This window comes from Asaia sp. Ae19-3, from assembly GCF_059801175.1.
On the sequence record NZ_JBCHWF010000001.1, the window covers coordinates 1,924,351 to 1,940,569 of the forward strand.

Genomic DNA, 16,219 nt, shown 5'->3' on the forward strand with positions numbered 1-16,219 from the left:
ACCCTCAGCAATTCTTTCCAAAATTGTAATCTTGAATCAGGGCGCGCCCATGGACCTTACCGCCAACCCCGAGACAGTTTCAGCCCTTAGCCTAGCTTCGGATCAATACGAAGAGGCTTTGGCGCAGAATGATGTTGCGACGCTCGACGCATTATTCTGCGACGACTCGAACGTCATCCGGCTGGGAGCGACCGAAAATCTCTTCGGCCCTCTCGAGATCGCAGAATTCCGCCGTCAAAGGCGTGGCGGAGCCCCGCCACGCGAGCGGCTGAGGCGCGAAATTGTCGCTCTGGGGCCAGAATCAGGCTGCGTGACAGTCATCTTCAAAAATCTGCGAACAGGCCAGACCGGGCGCCAGAGCCAGACATGGATTCGCCAGAATGGCGTCTGGCGCGTGCTGGTTGCGCATGTGTCTTTCCTTGTCTGAGCGCGCAACCGTCCCATGTCTTTCACGTTCAATCATCATCGCTTTCTGCGACTGTCCGATAGAAAATCGTAAGGGTGAAACCATGACAACGAAACATGCGATGCACACGACACAGAATGCTCTCAAGTCGAATGCAAAGACCGTCTCGATCGAGACGCTGAATGCCCGCCTTGCCGATCTTATTGATCTTGCGCTGATCACCAAGCAGGCTCACTGGAACCTCAAGGGCCCACAGTTCATCGGCGTTCATGAAATGCTCGACGGCTTCCGCGACAGTGTCGATAATCTGGTCGATGAAGTGGCTGAACGCGCTGTCCAGCTCGGTGGCACGGCTTACGGCACAACGCAGGACGTGACCAAGAGCTCGTCTTGCAAGCCCTATCCGACCGACATCTACAAGATTGCCGACCACATCTCGGCACTGATCGACCGTTACGCCACGGTTGCGAACAACGTGCGCGCCTCGATCGACATTACCGATGAAGCCGGCGATGCCGATACCGCCGATCTGTTCACCGAAGCGTCGCGCGCGCTCGACAAGCATCTGTGGTTCCTTGAAGCACACACCCAGGAGCCGACCGGCCAGATGCGCGACGGCGATCACGATGGCACCCGGTAATCTAAATTTTTCTTAAATATTTTGAATAATTTAGAAAAATCCCTGCCTCCAACCGGTGGCAGGGACTTTTTTTGTCTTATCAGTCAGCAAAAGCATCTACATAAGCGCGAAGACCCATTAATTATTTTCTAAATTAAACAGTATAATTATGTTTTGATGTTTTTTGACGATTTAAGGACGCTTATGAACGATAATCTTATAAAGATAACGTAACTGGTCGTTTCAACTACACTCGTTTAACGACAATACGCTCGTAGCGCCCCCGGGCTTCCTAAATGAGGGTGGAACATTATGAGCATTGTCACGATTGTCGGGAGTTCCGGCACCGCAATTCACGTCACTGTCGGCGGCGGCAAGGCGCAGGACCTCGCTGAGGTCTATGCGCGGCAGATGGTCGACGCCCTGGCGCGCGACAAACTCACAACTGTCCTCCTCTCACCCGGTGTTTCCACCCCCCATGACGCGGACGGGAGCCTCTATAGTGGCTTCGTCACAACCGGAGGCAGCTACGCTCCTACCGGCACCTATGATTTCATCGGGGTGGGGGCACTCAACGACGCTACGAATTCAATGGCCTCGCTCAATGAGCGGGTCACGGTCAACGGTTCGGGCATCAACGCCACGGGCGTCCTCTCGGTGCTCGGCGGCACTACTGCGGGCCTGACCTACGAAGCTGGCGTAAGCGATGGCAGCTTTCTGGCGGTGACTGGCGACAACTATTTCAACGGCGGTACACAAAGCGCGAACTGGACTATCGTCACGGCCGGTGGCAACGACACCATTCTTGCTACGAACGGCACCAACTCCATCGACGCAGGCACCGGTAACAATCTGATCCTGCTGCAGCAGGGAACGAATAACGTCGTCTCCGAGGGAAGGGACACGATTACGGGTGGCACAGCAGGCAATGCCTCCATCACAATCCAGGGCGGCAATACAATCGTCTCGTTGGGCGGCACCGCTTTCATCAGTGACGATGCCACGATCGGCAGTCTTATCACGGTTGGCGATAACAGCACGGTGCAATCGGGCCAAGGCTCTACCGTGGTCTTCTCTGGTGCCAACGGCACATTATCTGGCGCGCAGAATGACACTGTTTCGGCGTTGGGCAATCTGTCGGTAGTTCACGGCAGCAACCAGACGATCAGCGTCTCGGGTTCGCTGCAGTTCATCGCGGGCACGGGCAGCACCAATATCTCGGCCGCTCAGAGTACGCTCTGGGGTGCCAACGATCTCTCAGCGACCGTCTCCGCCGGAAACACGGCCCTGTGGACCGGCAACCAGCTGGGATCGAGCAGTAACCAGTTGATTGATGCCTCTTCTTCGAAGGGAACGCTGGAAGCATGGACGGGCGCTGGTGATCAGACCGTCATCGGGGGACAGGGAAGCGATCATTTCGTCTTCGGTACAGAATATGACGGAAACACCGACGCTACTCATGTAACCGTCTCAGGCGGCAGTGGGTCAGCCAACTCTTTCGGCGTTCTTGCAGGTCACACGGCGGGCGACATTACAATCACCGATTTTGCTGCGGCCAGCGGCAACAAGTTCTTCATGTATAATTACAAGCCGGAAGACGCCGAAGCAGCCGTAAAGAACCTGCTTGCCACAGCCACAGTCCAAGGCGGTAATACCTCAATCATGCTGGATAATAACATGAAGGTCACGTTTATGGGCGTGACCGACCTCAACTCGTCGAATATCAATATCAGCTGAGACAGCTTTTGACCGTCCGCAATACGGAAGATGAGGTTTCTGCCTCAGCGATTGACGAGCGCCATATTGCCTTCGTTATAGCGCGGCCCCGACACCTGATCGGCTGTCAGCGCCCTGTCGAGCTGGGCCATATCCTCATCGACCAGGCGGACATCCAGAGCACCGAGATTCTCGTCGAGATAACGCGTACGCTTGGTGCCCGGGATTGGCACGATATCGGGCCCCTTGGCCAGCAGCCAGGCTAGAGCGATCTGCGCAGGCGTGACCTGATACCGCGCGGCTACGTCTCCGACGCAGGCCGCAGCCTTCATATTGGCCTCGAAGCATGCCCCCATGAAACGGGGATCGGTATGGCGGAAATCCGTAGCAGGATAGGATTCCGCAGGTTGCGCCGTCCCCGTCAGAAAACCGCGCCCCAGCGGGCTGAACGGCACGAAACCGATACCAAGCTCGCGCAGAACGGGCAGAATGTCAGATTCCACATTGCGCTCCCACAGGGAGTATTCGCTCTGAACCGCCGTCACAGGATGCTCGGCATGAGCCTCTCTGATGGCGGCAGCTCCGGCTTCTGACAGGCCGAAATGCAGAACCTTGCCTTCCTCGATCAGGCGTCCGACTGTGCCTGCCACCTCAGCCATGGGCACCTCGGGGTCGACGCGATGCTGATAGAGCAGATCGATCCTGTCGGTTTGCAGACGCTGCAGCGATGCCTCGACAACCTCACGGATATGGGCGGGACGGCTATCAACGCCGTTCACCTTTCCATTGTCGATTTTGAAACCGAACTTGGTGGCGATTTTTATCCGACTGCGCCTTGAGGCCAGGGCACGACCCAGCAGCGCCTCATTGGTGAACGGACCATAGACCTCGGCCGTATCGAACAAGGTAACACCGCGCTCGATGGCACGGTCCAGCGTTGCAAGACTCTCCTGCTCATCTGCCGCGCCATAGGACTGGCTCATACCCATGCAGCCCAGCCCGAGCGCGGAAACCCTGAACCCTGACGATCCGAGAACCCGATAGTCCATCCCTCATACGCTCCCTGCCTGTCTGATCTTGGGAATGAGAAAGCCTTTCCGGGTTCAGGGTTGCCTTCATGCGTGGGTCACGTTGGCGGGTTTGCGCAAAAGCCGCGTGAGATAGCCCATCATCATGGTCTCATCCGCAGAGAGATCATGGGCACCGGCTTCGCTGTCCAGCAGGGTTTCTGCCTTGCGCGCGAAGGCTTCTCGCAGACTGCCATCGAGATAGCCCGTCAGGATCTGGGGATGGATGTAGCATTTCCGGCAGACCGAGGGCGTGTTGCCAAGCTGCGCTGCGACATGCTCGATCGTCCGCAGGACGTTCTTCTTGGCCCGAGCCTTGGTATCGCTCTGTGCAAGACTGGACAAGGTAAGGGCGGCGAGATGGGTCGCGGCCCAGGTCCGGAAATCCTTCGCCGTTATATCCTCGCCCGTGATTTCCTGCAGATAGGCATTCACGTCATGCGAATGAATATCGTGGCGCGCGCCCTCATCATCGAGATATTGAAAGAGCTTCTGGCCAGGCAAATCCTGCAATCGCGTCAACACCCGCACAAGACGGGCATCCTTGATTGCAAAATGCGCCTCGATCCCGTGCTTGCCCTTGAAATCGAGCGCGACCTGCCCGCCCTTCAGCTTGACGTGCCGATGACGCAGCGTCGTGAGCCCGAAACTGCGATTGTCACGCGCATAGCTTTCATTACCAATGCGCGCCATGGTGCGTTCCATCAGACGTACGACGGCAGCAAGCACGCGCATACGATTGAGTTGGGGATGACGCAGATCTTCATCCACACGACGGCGGATTTCGGGAAGTTTTTCGCCAAAGACAAGCATCCGCGCGAACTTGTCTTCATCACGCACGAGGCGCCACCGGGGATGATAGCGATATTGCAGTCGGCCACGCTTGTCCTTGCCGACTGCCTGAAGATGACCACGCGGATTGGCGCAGATCCACACCTCATCATAAGCAGGCGGGATGGCGAGCGATTTCAAACGTCTGAGCGTTGGCTCATCGGTAATCCGCTCACCCTGCGTGTCGCGATAGAAGAAGCCGCGCCCAGCGCGATGCCGGGTTATGCCGGGTCTGGTGCGGTCGACATAAATCAGGCGCGCCGCTTTGGCGTGATCGCGCGCTTCCTGCTCTGCACTCGAAGTCGTCTCGTCGCTCATGAACCGCTCTTCCCTCCGGGAGGGGGAGAGCGCAGGAGAGGGAAAATGGTTCCGGCCCTCTCCCGCAGGATCGATCAGTTACCCGGCAGACGGATCAGGTAATCAAAGGCTGAGAGAGCTGATTTGGCGCCATCGCCGACGGCGATGACGATCTGCTTGTAAGGCGTTGTCGTCGCATCGCCCGCAGCGAACACGCCCGGCACCGATGTCGCCCCGTGATCATCAACCCTGATCTCACCGAAATCATTCAGCGCCAGGGTATTGCGCAGCCATTCGGTATTGGGCAGCAGACCGATCTGTACGAATACGCCTTCGAGGTCGATATGATGGTCCTTACCATCGCCACCACGATAGGTCAGGCCATTCACCTTGGTGCCATCACCCTCGATCTGCGTGGTCAACGCCTCGGTCAGCACCGTCACATTGGGCAGGCTCAGCAGCTTGTCCTGCAGCACCTTGTCGGCTTTCAGCTTCGAACTGCGCTGAAGCAGCGTGACATGGCCGACAATGCCAGCAAGATCGATCGCTGCCTCGACACCACTATTGCCACCACCTGCAACGGCAACGCGCTTGCCCTTGTAGAAGGGGCCATCGCAATGCGGGCAGTAGGCCACGCCCTTGGTGCGATACTGTTCCTCACCCGGCACACCGAGCTGGCGCCAATGAGCCCCTGTCGCCAGAATTACCGTCCGGCTGTGCAGAATGGCCCCACTCTCGAGCGCGATCCCATGCAGCCCACCGGGCTTGGCAGTCGGGAAGAGTTCCTTGGCGCGCTGTCCGGAGATGATCTCGACGTCATAGCTGCGGACATGCGCCTCGAGTTGTGCCGAGAGCTTCGGCCCCTCAGTCTCCTTGATCGAGATGAAGTTCTCGATTCCGGCCGTATCCATCACCTGACCGCCAAAGCGATCGGCCACCAGACCCGTACGAAGCCCCTTGCGCGCTGCATAAACGGCTGCAGAGGCACCGGCAGGCCCGCTACCGATGATCAGCACATCGAAAGCAGGCATGTCCTTGAGACGCTCGGCAGCGCGACGCGGCGCATCATCATCGAGCCTGGCCAGGATCTGCTCGACATCCATACGGCCGGAGCCAAACACCACGCCATTCAGATAGATCTGCGGCACGGTCATGATATTCTTAGAAGCGACTTCTTCCTGGAAAAGAGCGCCGTCGATGGTCGTTACTTGGATAGCCGGATTGAGCACGCTCATGGCGTTGAGCGCCTGTACCACGTCAGGGCAGTTCTGGCAGGAAAGCGAGACGAAGATCTCGAAGCGGAAATCGCCTGCCAGCCCTTTGATCTGGTTTGCAATCTCGGGGGAGATCTTGGGTGGATGGCCCCCGGCCTGCAACAGGGCCAGAACGAAAGAGGTGAACTCATGCCCCATCGGAATGGCAGCGAAACTCACCCCGTGACGCAGATCTGCCCGGCGAATGACGAAGGAAGGGCGCCGTTCGCTGACGCCCTCTTCCGAAAAGGACAGGTTTTCGGAAAGGGCAGCTACTTCCACCAGCAGGTCGCGCATTTCGCGTGCCTTGTCGCTGCTGTCGAGAGAGGCTTCCAACACGACCGGATGGGCCAGATTGGCCAGATAGGTCGTGAGCTGTGACTTGATGGCGTCCTGCAACATCAGGCTTATCCTGCTCTTTTCCGAAAAACTGCATTATCGCGGCGCGCCATCGGGGCGCGCCGGAAATGACCCGGCGCAATACGCCGGGTCATGACGACCTCAGATCTTGCCGATCAGGTCGAGCGACGGGGAAAGGGTGGCTTCGCCTTCTTTCCACTTGGCCGGGCAGACTTCACCCGGATGCGACGCGACATACTGCGCTGCACGCACCTTTTCGATCAGTTCGGCTGCCGAGCGACCGACGCCACCGGAGGTGACTTCGATGTACTGGATCTTGCCTTCCGGATCGATCAGGAACGTGCCGCGATCGGCCATGCCTGCTTCTTCGATCATGACGTCGAAGTTGCGGCTGATGGTGCCGGTCGGGTCAGCAAGCATGACGTACTTGATCTTGCCGATAGCCGGCGACGTGTCGTGCCAGGCCTTGTGCGTGAAATGCTTGTCGGTGGAAACCGAGTAGATCTCGACACCGAGCTGCTTGAAGGTCTCGTAATTCTCTGCGAGGTCTTCAAGTTCGGTCGGGCAGACGAAGGTGAAGTCAGCCGGGTAGAAGAAGAAAACGGACCACTTTCCCTTGACGTCGGCGTCGGACACCTTGACGAACTTGCCTTCGTGATAAGCGTCGGTTTCGAAAGGCTTCACTGACGAATTGATGCGTGGCATGTCATATGCTCCTGGGTTGCACATCTCTATTGGGTGACGGGGAGACTGTCACACGCATACGAACGCTTCGGAAATCGTTTCTGTCAATGGCAGTTATCGGTAAAACCTTTTTCCTCTGACACAAGGATTGGTCCTATCTATGGGTATGACCTATATTCCTCTTTCAGGCCTCTCCCTGCGCGATATCGAGTATGTGGTGGCGGTTGATGATCTGCGCAACTTCTCACGTGCGGCCGAACGCTGCGGCGTCAGTCAGGCTGGATTGTCAGAACAGGTACGTAAGCTCGAATTGCTGCTGGATGTCACCTTGTTCGAGCGGTCTCGCCGCCATGTGGCCCCGACTCCGGACGGAATCCGGCTGATCGCCATGGGCCGCGAGGTTCTTGCCTCGGCCCGCGCCATGATCGAAGCCGCCCGTGCACGCACCGGCCCGCTTGAAGGGCTGCTACGCATGGGGGTGATTGCCACGCTTGGCCCCTATTATGTGCCAAGTCTTCTGCCGCTTCTGCGCCGCGCCTATCCCGAATTGCGGCTGCAACTGACAGAAAGCCTCACCCATCTCATGCTGGCCAAGCTGCGTCAGAACGAGCTCGACCTCGTCTTTGCCGCCCTGCCTATATCGGGGGAGAGCTTCGAGACAGCACCGCTTTTCGAAGAGCCCTTCATGGCTGTCTTTCCGAAGCCGCATCCACTGGCTGCGCGTGAGACGCTGACGATGGAAGATCTGGCGAGCCACGATCACGAAAACGGGCTTCTGCTTCTCGAAGACGGTCATTGCCTGCGTGATCAGGCGTTGTCTGTCTGCGGCATGATGCCAATGCGCGACCAGCAGCGCCTGGCCACGAGTCTCGAAATGCTCTGGCATATGATCGGCGCCGGTGAAGGCTACTCTCTCATTCCGCAGCTTGCGCTCAGAAACCGGGCGGAATGGGACGAACTGGTCGTTACCCGCCCCATGACACCCGCCAGCCGACAGATCGGCCTGGTCTGGCGCAGCTCCGACCCACGCGGACCCGCCTTTCGCGATTTCGCCGCGTTTCTGGCCAGCAAGATCCCTGAAGGGTGCCTGCCAGTCACGGCAGAATGACCCGTTGGGTCTGACCTGAAGGGAGGAACAAGCCCCTTCCCTTCAGGTCAGCCCCGGAAACCCGAGCGCCGCGACAGCGTCAGAACAGCCAGCTCCAGAAGCCCTTGTCCTTGAGATCGCTCTCGCAGCTTGAATATTGCGCGGCATAGACATTGGCGCGCGCGCCTACCTTCCTTGCTGCCGTCATCAGCCAGCCCTTGCTGGCGTAGGAACGCTTGCGATAGCCACCCCACCCTTCGTGATAGGCAAGATACTGCCGCATCCCGTCGGTCACGGGCACCCGCGCCTGTTTCTTCGTGTTGGTGACATACCAGTTGATGAAATCGAGCGAGTCGGAGAAATTCTCACGGCTGGCGCTGGTATCGGTCGCCTTCTGGTAATCCTGCCAGATATCCGTCTTGGCCTGAGGATAGCCATAGGCGGTGGTCACGTAGCCCCAGGGGATGAACCAGAGCAGATAAGTCCGCTTGGTGTGCAGGTTACTGTGGAAGCCCGACTCTTGGTACATGATGGCCATGGGTACCGAGAACGGGACATTCCATTTCTTCTCCTGCCGCAGAGCCGCGTGATACCAGCCGCGCTTTTCGTGAAAGACGGAGCAGATATCGTCCGGATGGGCCGGTGGCGCCGGGGTGCAGGCACAGAGAAGCAGGGATGCCAGAGAAGAAGATGAGACGATCCTGCTGACTGACACCTTGTTCCTTACCCTTCCCTGCTCAAAGCCGATCCCTGCCGACCGGCTCTTGTGCAGGGTCAGGAACGATGCGGCGCCTCAGTCCTCGAGTTTGACATCTCCGGCCCACTGGTCGCGGGGCACGAGTGTCAGATCGGCTGCGCAGGTGCCGACCATATAGCGATCGGCATCCCAGGACCAGATTTCGGGTGCGTTCAGCGGCTCATCGCCACCATAGGTTGGCAGCGAAAACGACAACCCTACTGCGCCTGTCTTGATTGCCTCGAAGAGGCTGTCCAATGTCGGATACATCATGTGCCGTGTGCCTTTTGTTGCGATGAACCGGTTATTGTTTTCCGGCTTGCAGGCAAAACCTTCCATGCACAGGCGAGTTTCCCTTGAGCGTCTGGAGACTCGTCTCACATTTTCGACAGTACCGAGAAGGATCTTTCCCCGTGACACATAGCGCCGAAACGGAGCGTTCCGATGAGCAGGAAAGACAGCGGCGCCTGAATCTGCTGATCGACAGGCTGCCTGAACGGCTGCAGCGACTCACACGCTGGCTGCTGGCCCCCTCCCGTATCTGGGTGAGAATACCGGCAGGCATCCTGTTCATGATCGGGGGATGTCTCGCGTTTCTGCCCATTCTCGGCGTGTGGATGCTGCCGCTGGGCTTCTTTCTTCTGGCCGAGGATGTGCCGTTTCTGCGCCGGCTCAGCGGGCGCCTGCTGCTCTGGATAGAGCAGCGTCATCCAGGCTGGATGGGTCTCAAGGACTGAGCCCCCCGCCCGGGCTCGCCCCTACTGCGCGGCGGCGGCAGGCTCTGGTGCCTTGCGGACACAGGCATCCTGCGTCTGCACCTGGTCGGTGCATTGTGGCAGAGGCTGCGTGGCTGGAACCGGCCAGAACAGCCGGATGCCAAGCGAAACCAGGACCAGCACAAGCGCCACCAGGGCCCAGGGCATGATCGAGGGCAGTTTTTTCGGGGGCTCCGGATCAGGAACCCCCTCCTGCATGATCCGATGAAGATCGTTCACCCGCTCAGCCCTTTTTCAGGACGGCCTGCATCTCTTCCCATTCGCGCTTGGTCAGCCCGGAATCGGACTGGGCAACCACTTCACCGGCAAGCTGGCGACGCAGCACGTCGATCATGCCGGCAGAGAAGGTAAAGGCACCCAGACGATAATCCTCGAAAGCGAATGCCGTGATCGGCACCCAGGCGCGCAGCACATCGAGCATCGCCTCGGCATAGACGCGTATCTCATACTGGGCGTGGCTGTCGGCGCGCAGGCTCAGGAAATGCAGCAGGTTGTGAAGATCGATCTTCCAGTACCACTGCGTGTAGGTGTTGAGCGTCAGGTTCATGCGTGCGAGTTCACGCGCCAGACCCAGACCCTCAGGATCGAGCATGGTCTCATAGTTTTCATAGCAGCGCGACGCATCCTGACGCAGCAGATCGAGCACTTCCGCCGCCTTATCAGGCGAGAGGGCCTCTGCCCGGCCCTGACGGTTCGAGACGCTCTGGGCCGAAACCTGACCGGGTTCGGGCAGATAGAATTCGCGGTCGAGAATTGAATAGCGCGCCGAATATTCGTTCACGCTCGCCATACGATGGCGAATCCACTGACGGGCAACGAAGACTGGCAGTTTCACATGGAACTTGATCTCGCACATCTCGAACGGCGTCGAATGGCGATGACGCATGAGATAGCGGATCAGCCCGGTATCTTCAGAAACCTTCTTAGTGCCGCGCCCATAGGAAACGCGGGCGGCCTGAACCACGGCCCCGTCATCGCCCATATAGTCGATAACGCGGACGAATCCGTGGTCGAGCAGCTCGATAGGGGTGAAAAGAAGCGCCTCGAGCGCAGGCACGGTCGGCCGGCTCGTCTGGGAGGGCGCAAGGCGGGAGGCGTCGATCTCGGCGCGTTGTTCTGGTGTCAGCGGCATGGGGCGAGGCTTACCACAAGATGCCGGGTCATGACACCGCTCGATGGGGTCACAACGCAGTTTGCCCGGCGTACTTCCTGCGCCTGCAGCCCCGCACAGGGCCCCTTGTCGCCGGAGGCCAGAGCGCCTATATGCAGCGGTGCCGGAGGGCTTGCCCTTGGCTATGGTGATAAACGGTAAGTGGAATAATCGTTACGGACCCGGGGGCAGTGCCCGGCGTCTCCACCATTCTTTCCTTATGGAAAGTCAGGGGACGAAACAGGCTCGACGTGCGTGGTAAAGACTTATCTTTTGCTCGGCATTGTACCGCCGTTATCGGGCTAAATCACAAGTGCCAATGATAACACAAAGGTGCTCGCTGTCGCTGCATAAGCGATAAGCGCGGTTCGGGAGGGCACCGGGCAACAGAAGCCCTCCCACTTTTCTCCATCCCCTTCTCTGCCCTTGCCATGAGGCATGAAACGTCGCATCCCTGCGGGATCGTTTTTCGAAAAATGGATGGGTTGGAATGAGCGACGATCAGGGCGACGGCATGGATCACGATTTGCCAGAAAGCCTGCTGCCCTATGACGAGTGGGTCGAGGACGCCTATCGCGAGGTCATGCTGCGCGCACTCGATTACGCCGGCGCCGAAGGCCTGCCGGGCGAGCATCACTTCTATCTGACTTTCCTGACCGATTATCCGGGCGTCATCATTCCCGACCGTCTGCGCGCGCAGTATCCGCACGACATGACGATCGTGCTCCAGCACCAGTTCTGGGACCTGAAGGTTGATCGTGAAGCCTTGACCGTCTCTGTCGGACTTTCTTTCGGCGGGATCGGCAGCGTGCTCGTCATTCCGTTTGCAGCGATCACCGCCTTTGCCGATCCGCATATCCGCATGGCACTGCGCTTTACGGTCGCGCCGAGCGAGATAGCGACGGAAGTGGAAGAGCCCGAGGCCGAAACGCCCGAAGAATCCTCCTCTCAGGCATCTGGCGAGGAAGGTCAGGTCGTGAGCCTCGACGCCTTCCGCAAACGCCCTCACTGATTTTTCTACTACGGACCGACAGGTTTTGCTGTCGGTCCGTTCAGGGTTTCAGGCGGCGCTGACCAGCGAGAAGACGAGTTTGCGGATCTCCGCCTCGACCGCCCCCTGCCCCTCACCTGTCACGAGCTGCGGTGCCAGCTTGAGCACATGAAGCAGCACGATACCGCGTGCCGCTGCAGTGTCCTGCGCTTCAGGACAGGTCTTTTCCAGAACAGCCACGACACGCGCCAGAAACTGGTCGCGCCACGCCTTGCCTGACTGCTCGGCATCGGGACGCGCTGCCAGAAGCAGCGTCGTATAATCACGCTCGTCACGCTTATCGAGCCAGGCCCCCAGCAACTGCCCCGTCACTGCATCGCAGTCACCCGGTCGTGCTCCGGCGCAGATCTCGTCGAGCCGCGCCAGACGATCATGGATGAAGCGCTCGAGCAGGGTGAGAGACAGGCTCTCCTTGGTTGGAAAGAAGCGATAGAGCGAGCCGATTGCCGTGCCAGAGCGCGCGGCAATCTCTGTCATGGTCGCACCGTCAACCCCCTTTTCGAGGAACAGGGCTCCAGCCGCGTCGAGAATACGCGCCACGCGCTCACGCCCGCGCTGTCTTTTCGGCGCAATAGCGTTTGACTTATGCGAGGATTCCCTCTCATAAGTGGGGGGTGACGTGCTCATAAGCGGAAAGATCTCCCATGCTTGCTCTTGATCCCAAAACGACAGCGCTCGTTCTGATTGACCTGCAGAAAGGCATTCTGAGTATGCCTGTCACGCCCCATTCCAGCAAAGACGTGCTGGGAAAAGGCACGTCGCTAGCGCAGCGCGCTCGTGCCGCGGGCGTGCCGGTGGTGCTCGTTCATGTCGGCTTTGCTGCCGATTTCGCCGATGCGCCGCCCCAGAATGTCGATGCCCCTCTTTCTTCCGCAGCGCCACTTCCCGCTGACTGGAGCGATTTTGCTTCGGGCTTGCAGCAGGAGGGCGATCTGGTTGTGCTCAAGCATCAATGGGGCGCTTTCACCGGAACCGATCTCGATCTGCAGCTGCGCCGCCGCGGCATCAAAACCATTATCCTTGCAGGCATCGCGACCAATTTCGGGGTCGAATCAACCCTGCGTCATGCTTGGGAACTCGGCTATGACCTCGTGGTTCCCGAAGATGGCTGCACCTCTCTCGACAAGGACCTGCATGAGATGGCGTTCACACGCGTCTTTCCGCGGCTTTGCCGTGTGACACGCACCGACGAGATCAGCTTCACGGCATGAGGGCATGATCATGACGACCAGAGCGCAGACGAGAGCACGGACACTTGCCGGGCTGGGAGTGCTCTCCGCGCTTCTGACCGGGGGCCTTGCTCTTGCAGGTTTCCCTGCCGCGTTTCTGGTCGGCCCCATGATCGCCGCGATCATCATCGCCGTGATGGGTGCAGACATACCACTCGATCGACGATTGCCGCCTCTGGCGCAGGCCGTGATCGGGCAGCTCATGGCGCATAGTCTTACGCTCAAAGTGCTGCATGAAGTCGCAGCGCAATGGGCCATTTTTCTTGGCGGCGTTTTCTCAGTCATCATTCTCAGCTTCACGCTCGGCTGGATACTCGCGCGCTTGCGGGTCATGCCGGGCAATGTGGCGCTCTGGGGAGCCTCTCCCGGCGCCGCCACGGCCATGACATTGCTATGCGAGAGCTATGGGGCCGATCAGCGCCTTGTCGCCTTCATGGTCTATCTGCGTGTCCTTCTGGTCACACTGGCCACTTCCATTGTCTCGCATCTCGTTGTGACGACACGCAGCCCCGTTCATGCCCTGACATCAGGGGCAGACCTGCCCTGGTGGCCCAGCCTGGCCATTGTGGCTGTGACGGCCCTGATCACGCCTCTGGTCAGACTTGGCGCAGCCCCGCTGCTGCTAAGTCTCGCAGGCGGGCTGATCGTGCAGACCGGTCTTGGCTTTCACTACCGGCTGCCGCTCTGGCTGCTGGCGCCGAGCTATGTGGTTATTGGCTGGATGATCGGGCGGCGCTTCACCAGAGACGTGCTTCACCATGTCTGGCGCGCCCTGCCTGCTGTCACGGTTTCGACCAGCATCCTGATTGCGGGCTGCGCTCTGCTTTCCTGGCCATTGGCGCATATCGCGCATGTCGATCTGCTGAGTGCCTATCTGGCCACAAGCCCCGGCGGCGCCGATTCCGTTGCTATTATTGCCGCCTCAACGCCGATCGATGTGCCGTTCGTCATGGCCATGCAGATCGCCCGTTTCATGGTTCTGATCCTTGTGGCGCCGGGCATCGCCACCTTTCTCACCCGCTTCCTTCCGGCTAACGGGACATCAGGTGTTAGGGCCCGCTAGCGCTTAAGAATATAGCGGAATGACGGGACTCCTTGCGATGAACAGGATGCAGGGTGTGGTATCTGATTGGGGATAGAGGACGCAGAAAGCGCTGCTTGATGCGAGACGCACGGAAGGTAAAACATCGGCTCGGGCTGTGCGTTGAGCAGTAGTGGCCATTGTCTGGTGTTACCAACAGCGCGCAACGTGGTGCGTTCCTTCTGGAAAGCCTGATCACCAGGTGGGCGCTACCCGCCTATCCATCCTTCAGACGAAGCGAGGCGTCTGGGCAGACTTCCGGGATAGAGGGGTCGACCCGCTTGCCCTGCAGGTGCACCACGAAACTGCGCTCGTCCCCCGAATGGGCCTGATGCCACTGAGATCTCGATGCCAAGCTCCGGGCAAGTCTCAGAAAATGGCGCGCTGTCGAAACACGACAGCAAAAAACCACGTCTTCCCTCCCCTTGGTGACTCGCATTGCGTCCGCCGCAGATCGCTTCCGGAACCGACAGACCCTAGTCAGGCAGGGCGCAACCCTGATAGTGCTTGATCCGCTTCTGTTTGATGCGCCCCTGTCAGCGAAGGTTCGGCCCGCATGCGTTTTACCGTCGATCGCCTCGACCATATCGTTCTCACGGTTCGTGACCGTGCGCTCTCCGCCAACTGGTATCAGCGCGTTCTGGGCATGGAAATCGAGGAATATGGCCGCAACAACCGTGTCTCGCTGAGCTTTGGCGGCCAGAAGATCAATCTTCGCCCCGTCGAGTCCGAGGGCTGGACCACAGCCGAGCGCGCTGCCCCCGGTGTAAGCGATCTGTGCTTTACCACGGCCATCGACTCAGAAAATATCCAGCGTCATCTCGAGAAATGCGGCGTTGCCGTGATCGAGGGGCCGGTTATCCGTATCGGCGCGCTGGGGCCGATCACCTCGGTCTATATTCACGACCCTGACCAGAACCTGATCGAGATCGCTTCCTATCAGGGATAGGCTGAAAGGCGGGGCATACCCCGCCTTTCGATAGTCGTGCTTACCAGTTCTTGCTGATGAGCCAGAACTCTTCGGATGTCAGCGTGACCAGACCGCCGCCCGGCAGCGAGGTTTCTGCCGCTGCTGAGGCGAGGGCCTCGATGCGCTCGACCATGACAGTCTTGCGCACATGGGTCTCGGACTGTTCCTTGACCTGACCAAGAGCAGTCAGGGCAGATTTGGCGGCCTTGGCGACGCGGGCGGCATCGAGTGCTGCATAAGACATGGCGGATCTCCTGTGACGTTTGTTCTTTCTGTCTAATCCATTCCGCCCGTCACTTCACCCCCCGGAATGCGCGGGGCAAAACCGCTTACGGTGCCTGATCGGCAACAAAGTCGAAGGTGACTGTCACAGGCAGACCGACCCACTGCCCCGAAGCCCATGGCCCCTGCCCCACACCGAACAGGGCGCGTGAAAAGGCAGCCTGCCCCTGGGCATGAGCTTTGCTCCCATCGATATGCAGCGTGAAATCGAGCGTCACCGGATGGCTGAGATCGCGCAATGTCAGCGTGCCAACAGCCTCATAATGGTCACCCGAAATCTGACGGACGCTCGTGGAAACGAAATGCGCCTTTGGAAAATGCGCGATATCGAACCAATCGCTCCCCGGCAGAGCCGTATCGCGCTGCGTGTCGCCAGTCTTCGCGCTGGCGAGATCGATTGTCAGTTCGAAATGCGCCTTTTCCGGCGCAGCCGGATCGAGAATGATCGTCGGTTCGTAGCGCGTGAAAACGCCCTTGAAAGCCGAGCCCGTCTGGGTGCCGGCAAAGCCGAGCTGGCTATGGTCCTTTTCCACCTGCCAGCTCGCTGCCTGCGCAGTAGCCTGACAGGCAATACCACCGCACAGCAGAAGCACGGGCACGAAGGGCTTGAGAACAGACATCATA

The 16,219-nt window shown here is 59.1% G+C and carries 20 protein-coding genes and 1 other RNA gene; 10 read left to right on the forward strand and 11 right to left on the reverse strand.

Annotation, left to right across the window (positions count from 1 at the left end):
- Positions 1–49: 49 nt before the first annotated feature.
- The 3 genes from AAID99_RS08355 to AAID99_RS08365 all read left to right on the forward strand — a co-directional run bounded on the left by AAID99_RS08355 (position 50) and on the right by AAID99_RS08365 (position 2,762).
- The gene (locus AAID99_RS08355) at positions 50–427 is read left to right on the forward strand and encodes an AtzH-like domain-containing protein (protein WP_498493632.1); all 378 of its coding nucleotides are present in this window, start codon (positions 50–52) and stop codon (positions 425–427) included.
- 82 nt (positions 428–509) lie between these two features.
- Positions 510–1,046, forward strand: coding sequence for a DNA starvation/stationary phase protection protein Dps (gene dps, locus AAID99_RS08360; RefSeq protein ID WP_498493633.1), 537 nt, complete (start codon positions 510–512; stop codon positions 1,044–1,046).
- Between the two features lie 291 nt (positions 1,047–1,337).
- Entirely contained in the window at positions 1,338–2,762 is a 1,425-nt protein-coding gene (locus AAID99_RS08365; RefSeq protein WP_498493634.1) for a beta strand repeat-containing protein, read from the forward strand.
- A 44-nt stretch (positions 2,763–2,806) separates the two neighbouring features.
- On the opposite strand, the gene AAID99_RS08370 is transcribed toward AAID99_RS08365, so the two are convergent.
- The 4 genes from AAID99_RS08370 to ahpC form a co-directional block, all read right to left on the reverse strand.
- Complete coding sequence (locus AAID99_RS08370) at positions 2,807–3,790, reverse strand: aldo/keto reductase (protein ID WP_188426116.1); 984 nt, start codon at positions 3,788–3,790, stop codon at positions 2,807–2,809.
- A gap of 66 nt (positions 3,791–3,856) precedes the next feature.
- Entirely contained in the window at positions 3,857–4,957 is a 1,101-nt protein-coding gene (locus AAID99_RS08375; protein WP_188426117.1) for a DNA topoisomerase IB, read from the reverse strand.
- 74 nt (positions 4,958–5,031) lie between these two features.
- Positions 5,032–6,591, reverse strand: coding sequence for an alkyl hydroperoxide reductase subunit F (ahpF, locus tag AAID99_RS08380; protein WP_498493636.1), 1,560 nt, complete (start codon positions 6,589–6,591; stop codon positions 5,032–5,034).
- Positions 6,592–6,690: 99 nt separating this feature from the next.
- Entirely contained in the window at positions 6,691–7,254 is a 564-nt protein-coding gene (gene ahpC, locus AAID99_RS08385; protein ID WP_188426119.1) for an alkyl hydroperoxide reductase subunit C, read from the reverse strand.
- Between the two features lie 145 nt (positions 7,255–7,399).
- Here ahpC and AAID99_RS08390 point away from each other — a divergent pair, with 145 nt between their 5' ends.
- Positions 7,400–8,341, forward strand: a complete 942-nt coding sequence (locus tag AAID99_RS08390; protein ID WP_498494287.1) for a hydrogen peroxide-inducible genes activator — start codon at positions 7,400–7,402, stop codon at positions 8,339–8,341.
- Between the two features lie 79 nt (positions 8,342–8,420).
- Here the strand turns inward: AAID99_RS08390 and AAID99_RS08395 are convergent, their stop codons facing one another.
- Positions 8,421–9,035 carry a transglycosylase SLT domain-containing protein gene (locus AAID99_RS08395; RefSeq protein WP_229719743.1) on the reverse strand — a complete coding sequence of 205 codons (615 nt, stop codon included), beginning with the start codon at positions 9,033–9,035 and terminating at the stop codon, positions 8,421–8,423.
- Between the two features lie 78 nt (positions 9,036–9,113).
- Complete coding sequence (locus AAID99_RS08400) at positions 9,114–9,395, reverse strand: hypothetical protein (RefSeq protein WP_188426120.1); 282 nt, start codon at positions 9,393–9,395, stop codon at positions 9,114–9,116.
- Positions 9,396–9,469: 74 nt separating this feature from the next.
- On the opposite strand from AAID99_RS08400, the gene AAID99_RS08405 reads away from it, so the two are divergent.
- Positions 9,470–9,793, forward strand: a complete 324-nt coding sequence (locus AAID99_RS08405; protein WP_188426121.1) for a hypothetical protein — start codon at positions 9,470–9,472, stop codon at positions 9,791–9,793.
- Positions 9,794–9,814: 21 nt separating this feature from the next.
- Here AAID99_RS08405 and AAID99_RS08410 read toward each other — a convergent pair whose 3' ends face one another.
- Both AAID99_RS08410 and thyX read right to left on the reverse strand, forming a co-directional pair.
- Positions 9,815–10,051: a hypothetical protein gene (locus AAID99_RS08410; protein WP_188426122.1), complete on the reverse strand. Its 237-nt coding sequence runs from the start codon at positions 10,049–10,051 to the stop codon at positions 9,815–9,817.
- A 4-nt stretch (positions 10,052–10,055) separates the two neighbouring features.
- Entirely contained in the window at positions 10,056–10,964 is a 909-nt protein-coding gene (gene thyX / locus AAID99_RS08415; protein WP_498493638.1) for an FAD-dependent thymidylate synthase, read from the reverse strand.
- A gap of 101 nt (positions 10,965–11,065) precedes the next feature.
- Here thyX and ssrA point away from each other — a divergent pair.
- Together ssrA and AAID99_RS08425 are read left to right on the forward strand one after the other, a co-directional pair.
- Positions 11,066–11,385: a transfer-messenger RNA gene (ssrA, locus tag AAID99_RS08420) on the forward strand.
- Positions 11,386–11,472: 87 nt separating this feature from the next.
- The gene (locus AAID99_RS08425) at positions 11,473–11,994 is read left to right on the forward strand and encodes an SspB family protein (protein WP_188426124.1); all 522 of its coding nucleotides are present in this window, start codon (positions 11,473–11,475) and stop codon (positions 11,992–11,994) included.
- A gap of 48 nt (positions 11,995–12,042) precedes the next feature.
- Here AAID99_RS08425 and AAID99_RS08430 read toward each other — a convergent pair whose 3' ends face one another.
- Positions 12,043–12,660, reverse strand: a complete 618-nt coding sequence (locus AAID99_RS08430) for a TetR/AcrR family transcriptional regulator (RefSeq protein ID WP_188426125.1) — start codon at positions 12,658–12,660, stop codon at positions 12,043–12,045.
- 17 nt (positions 12,661–12,677) lie between these two features.
- Between AAID99_RS08430 and AAID99_RS08435 the strand changes: the two genes are divergently transcribed.
- The 3 genes from AAID99_RS08435 (at position 12,678) to AAID99_RS08445 (ending at position 15,292) form a co-directional block, all read left to right on the forward strand.
- Positions 12,678–13,244 carry a hydrolase gene (locus tag AAID99_RS08435; protein ID WP_188426126.1) on the forward strand — a complete coding sequence of 189 codons (567 nt, stop codon included), beginning with the start codon at positions 12,678–12,680 and terminating at the stop codon, positions 13,242–13,244.
- A gap of 10 nt (positions 13,245–13,254) precedes the next feature.
- Entirely contained in the window at positions 13,255–14,325 is a 1,071-nt protein-coding gene (locus AAID99_RS08440) for an AbrB family transcriptional regulator (RefSeq protein ID WP_188426127.1), read from the forward strand.
- A 574-nt stretch (positions 14,326–14,899) separates the two neighbouring features.
- The gene (locus tag AAID99_RS08445; RefSeq protein WP_188426128.1) at positions 14,900–15,292 is read left to right on the forward strand and encodes a VOC family protein; all 393 of its coding nucleotides are present in this window, start codon (positions 14,900–14,902) and stop codon (positions 15,290–15,292) included.
- 40 nt (positions 15,293–15,332) lie between these two features.
- On the opposite strand, the gene AAID99_RS08450 is transcribed toward AAID99_RS08445, so the two are convergent.
- Both AAID99_RS08450 and AAID99_RS08455 read right to left on the reverse strand, forming a co-directional pair.
- Positions 15,333–15,557: a hypothetical protein gene (locus tag AAID99_RS08450; protein WP_188426129.1), complete on the reverse strand. Its 225-nt coding sequence runs from the start codon at positions 15,555–15,557 to the stop codon at positions 15,333–15,335.
- A gap of 85 nt (positions 15,558–15,642) precedes the next feature.
- On the reverse strand, positions 15,643–16,218 hold the full coding sequence (locus tag AAID99_RS08455; RefSeq protein WP_229719745.1) for a YceI family protein: 576 nt from the start codon (positions 16,216–16,218) through the stop codon (positions 15,643–15,645).
- Position 16,219: the final 1 nt, after the last annotated feature.

Coding starts and splice junctions, on each gene's coding strand:
- ahpF (WP_498493636.1), bottom strand. CDS start 6,591: ATGTTGCAGGACGCCATCAAGTCACAGCTCACGACCTATCTGGCCAAT.
- AAID99_RS08440 (WP_188426127.1), top strand. CDS start 13,255: ATGACGACCAGAGCGCAGACGAGAGCACGGACACTTGCCGGGCTGGGA.
- AAID99_RS08435 (WP_188426126.1), top strand. CDS start 12,678: ATGCTTGCTCTTGATCCCAAAACGACAGCGCTCGTTCTGATTGACCTG.
- AAID99_RS08425 (WP_188426124.1), top strand. CDS start 11,473: ATGAGCGACGATCAGGGCGACGGCATGGATCACGATTTGCCAGAAAGC.
- AAID99_RS08450 (WP_188426129.1), bottom strand. CDS start 15,557: ATGTCTTATGCAGCACTCGATGCCGCCCGCGTCGCCAAGGCCGCCAAA.
- AAID99_RS08445 (WP_188426128.1), top strand. CDS start 14,900: ATGCGTTTTACCGTCGATCGCCTCGACCATATCGTTCTCACGGTTCGT.
- AAID99_RS08355 (WP_498493632.1), top strand. CDS start 50: ATGGACCTTACCGCCAACCCCGAGACAGTTTCAGCCCTTAGCCTAGCT.
- AAID99_RS08400 (WP_188426120.1), bottom strand. CDS start 9,395: ATGGAAGGTTTTGCCTGCAAGCCGGAAAACAATAACCGGTTCATCGCA.
- AAID99_RS08455 (WP_229719745.1), bottom strand. CDS start 16,218: ATGATGTCTGTTCTCAAGCCCTTCGTGCCCGTGCTTCTGCTGTGCGGT.
- AAID99_RS08375 (WP_188426117.1), bottom strand. CDS start 4,957: ATGAGCGACGAGACGACTTCGAGTGCAGAGCAGGAAGCGCGCGATCAC.
- dps (WP_498493633.1), top strand. CDS start 510: ATGACAACGAAACATGCGATGCACACGACACAGAATGCTCTCAAGTCG.
- AAID99_RS08430 (WP_188426125.1), bottom strand. CDS start 12,660: ATGAGCACGTCACCCCCCACTTATGAGAGGGAATCCTCGCATAAGTCA.
- AAID99_RS08370 (WP_188426116.1), bottom strand. CDS start 3,790: ATGGACTATCGGGTTCTCGGATCGTCAGGGTTCAGGGTTTCCGCGCTC.
- AAID99_RS08390 (WP_498494287.1), top strand. CDS start 7,400: ATGACCTATATTCCTCTTTCAGGCCTCTCCCTGCGCGATATCGAGTAT.
- ahpC (WP_188426119.1), bottom strand. CDS start 7,254: ATGCCACGCATCAATTCGTCAGTGAAGCCTTTCGAAACCGACGCTTAT.
- thyX (WP_498493638.1), bottom strand. CDS start 10,964: ATGCCGCTGACACCAGAACAACGCGCCGAGATCGACGCCTCCCGCCTT.
- AAID99_RS08365 (WP_498493634.1), top strand. CDS start 1,338: ATGAGCATTGTCACGATTGTCGGGAGTTCCGGCACCGCAATTCACGTC.